General features: G+C 65.5%; 2 protein-coding genes. One reads left to right on the top strand and one right to left on the bottom strand.

Features of this window, described 5'->3' with window-relative positions:
• The coding region (locus tag ACESNG_RS03155) for a protein kinase domain-containing protein (RefSeq protein WP_373067759.1) at window positions 1–2,597 on the bottom strand (2,597 nt) is incomplete at its 3' end.
• 111 nt (window positions 2,598–2,708) lie between these two features.
• Here ACESNG_RS03155 and ACESNG_RS03150 point away from each other — a divergent pair.
• A complete protein-coding gene (locus tag ACESNG_RS03150) occupies window positions 2,709–2,870 on the top strand; it encodes a hypothetical protein (protein WP_373067756.1) in 162 nt (53 codons plus the stop codon).
• Window positions 2,871–3,137: the final 267 nt, after the last annotated feature.

The raw sequence follows: 3,137 nt of genomic DNA, 5'->3' as shown, positions 1-3,137 counted from the left end.
CCTTCGAAATCGCCGATTCGCGTCTGGATTTTGCGGGCCTGCGTGAGCAATTCGAAGCCGACATCCGCCGAGCCGCTCACGAACTGCTGCAGCCCCTTCATCGACATCGACAGCGACAGCAGAAAGTCGAGGCCGGGCCGTTCGCTGATGGCCATCGCCTCATCGAGCGCGACGCCCGATTCCTCCATGCGGCCATCGCTCATGTGTCCGTATCCGACGCACATACACGCCTCCGCGATCAGCGCGTCGTCGGCGCGCGCGCGCGCGTCGGCCAGCGCGCGCGCCCATTCATCGAAGGCGCGATCCGTTTCGCCGGTGTTGATCGAGACCATACCGCTCGCCAGCAGCGCCATTGCACGTCCCCTGCTCGGTGCGCGCTTTGCCGCCATCGGCATCAAGCCGTCGATCGCATCGCGGGCGGTGAAATGTTGGCCGCCGATATGCCAGAACCAATTGAGCGCGCCGCACAGCGCCAGTCCGCTCTCTACGGAGTCAGCATCTGCGTCGACGGATTCGCGTGACGCCGCGCCGATGCTTTCCGCACGCGCCCGCTCCGTAAACCATTGGATGGCCGCGTGCATGTTCGCGTTGTCGCGGCGTGCCCGCTGCATGGCATCGAGCTGTCCGGCGCCCTTGATCCCGGCATTGATGGCTTCGGCGAACGCGAGGAACACGCCGGCGTGTGCGCGCTGGACGTCGATGGCCTCGTCGCTGTCCAGGAGCGCCTCGGCAGCGAACGACCGGATGGTCTCCAGAAGGAAGTAGCGCTCTCCCGCTTCCACCACGCGCACGAGCCCCGTTTCGACCAGCGAGCTCAATTCGTCGAGCGCGTGGACCCGCTCGCGCTTGGTGTAACAGACGGCTTCCATCTCCTCCAGTGCCCATCCTTCGGCGAACACGGACAGACGTCGGAGCAGTCGCTGTTCGGCGGCGTCCAGCAGCGAATAGCTCCAGTCGATCGTCGCGCGAAGCGTACGCTGACGCGCGGGCAGATCGCGATCGCCCGATGTCAGCAGGTCCAGCGCATCATCCAGACGCTTCAGCAGCGCTGCCGGCTCGAGAATGCGAATGCGTGCCGCAGCCAACTCCAGCGCGAGCGGCAATCCGTCCAGACGGATACAAATCTCGGCCACAACCGCACCATTGGCGCTGGTGATCGCGAAGGTGGGCTGCACCTTTGCGGCGCGCTGCGCGAACAAGGCAACCGCAGGCGATTGCAGTAATGCCTCGACGGCCGAGGCATGCGCATCGGGCAGCGCCAGCGGCGGAAGGGCCAGTTCGCTCTCGGCGCCGATCTTGAGCGGCGCGCGACTGGTCGTGATCACGCAGACGCTCGCGCAACGCGACACGAGTTCCGCAATCTCGCCGGCCGCCTCGAGCACTTGCTCGAGATTGTCGAGCAGCAACAGTACGCGACCGTTGCCGATCACGGTCGCGACGGCATCGACCGCCGACCTGCCGTGCGCCTCGGTGATGCCGAGTGCGGTGGCGATCGTGGACATCACGTCGCTCGCCGCCGTCACTGACGCGATCGACACGTAGGCCGACCCGTCGGGATAGTCGTCCTGCAGCCGCTTGAACAGCTCGATGGCGAAGCGCGTCTTGCCAGTGCCACCGGTGCCGGTGACCGTGAGCACACGTGCGCCGACGGCAACGCGCTCCGTGGCCTGAGCAAGGGCCGTGTCGCGGCCGAGCAGCGCATTGGCTGGCGTGGGTGCCGGTCGAGAAATCGTAGGCGCCGCTCGGGGTGCGCTCGCAGTGGGATGACTGCCGCTCGCGCGGCTAAGGGCGCGCCGCCACTCCTCGACCGAGGCAAAGCGATCGGCCGGTGATTTGGCCAATGAGCGTTCGACCGCGTCGATCACTGGACGCGACACGGCAGCGCGCAGCGTCCCGAGTTTGGGGACCGGCTCGATGGCATGACGCATCATCACCGCGATCGCCGTCGGGCCGGTGAACGGCGGCGTACCGGCCAGCATTTCGTACACGATGCAGCCCAGCGCGTAGAGGTCGCTGCGTGCGTCGATCACGTCGCCGCTGGCCTGCTCGGGGCTCATGTAGGTGGGCGTGCCGATCGCCAGGCCAGCCACGGTCAGCTTTTCGTCCCCAGATACGCCGACGGCTTGCGCGATGCCGAAGTCGGCCACGATCGCGTGGCCATTCTCGATGAGAATGTTCTCCGGTTTGATGTCGCGATGAATGATCCCGCGTCCGTGGGCATGACTCAACGCGTTGGCAATCTCATCGGCAAACCGAAGTACGTCTTCGATGGGGAGTTGACCGTCGCGCGCAAGCAGGTCGCGCAGGCTCTCCCCTTCTACGAACGGCATCACGTAGAACAGAAATCCCGCGCCCTCCCCCGAGTCGTACAGCGGCAGGATATTGGGATGCCGCAGCCCGGCCGTGGTGGTGATTTCCCGAAGGAATCGGTCGTGTTCCAGCGTGGCCGACAGTTCGGGGCGCAGCACCTTCACCGCAACCGAGCGGTGGTGTCGGAGGTCCTCAGCGAGATACACCGTGGCCATGCCGCCCGCGCCGATCTCGCGCTCGAGGCGATATCGGTCGGCCAGCGCTACGGACAGACGCGGATCAATCATGCGCGGATACTGCCGGCCACGATCCCCTCGCGCAATCGTGATTACCTTTCTCCATTATGGATTTGGCGTCCGGGTACCTGCCCGAGCTCCACGTCGCCACCGGAGCCGCACATGAAGAAGAAGCACCCTACGGCTGTCCCCGACTTCTCCCGCAAGCGTCCCGTCCCTGGCACGCCGTCTACCGCCGCCGGTGAGAAGTCCACCCAGCCCAGCCCGCGTCAGCCGCAGAAGCCGCCCACCACAGCCAAGAACGGCGGTCGTCGCGGCACCTGATTGCTCCGATACTCCCCAGCTTTGACACCTCGCCCCGGTATTCTTCAGCTACTACCGGAAGGCAGCAGCAGCAGCGGTTGATGGAATCTCTTGGTTCGGACTATCGGTCCAGGATATGTGCGGTTATTGTAGCGCCAAAGTTCGGCTCGCCCTGGCTTACGCGGAGGCGCTGCATTTGGCGATACCTGAAAACGCACAACGCCAGGAAAACGGGGATGCAGCCGACCTGGCTCAACGGGCTCTGGTCGAGCGGGAGGCGGTTCCGCT

The organism is Gemmatimonas sp. (assembly GCF_041689975.1).
Classification (GTDB): Bacteria; Gemmatimonadota; Gemmatimonadetes; order Gemmatimonadales; family Gemmatimonadaceae; genus Gemmatimonas.
Note: the sequence above shows the minus strand (reverse complement) of the source record. Positions and strands in the feature narration are given on the sequence as shown.

Bases quoted from the DNA above. Each gene is read 5' to 3' on its own strand.
- ACESNG_RS03150 (WP_373067756.1), top strand. From the start codon at position 2,709: ATGAAGAAGAAGCACCCTACGGCTGTCCCCGACTTCTCCCGCAAGCGT.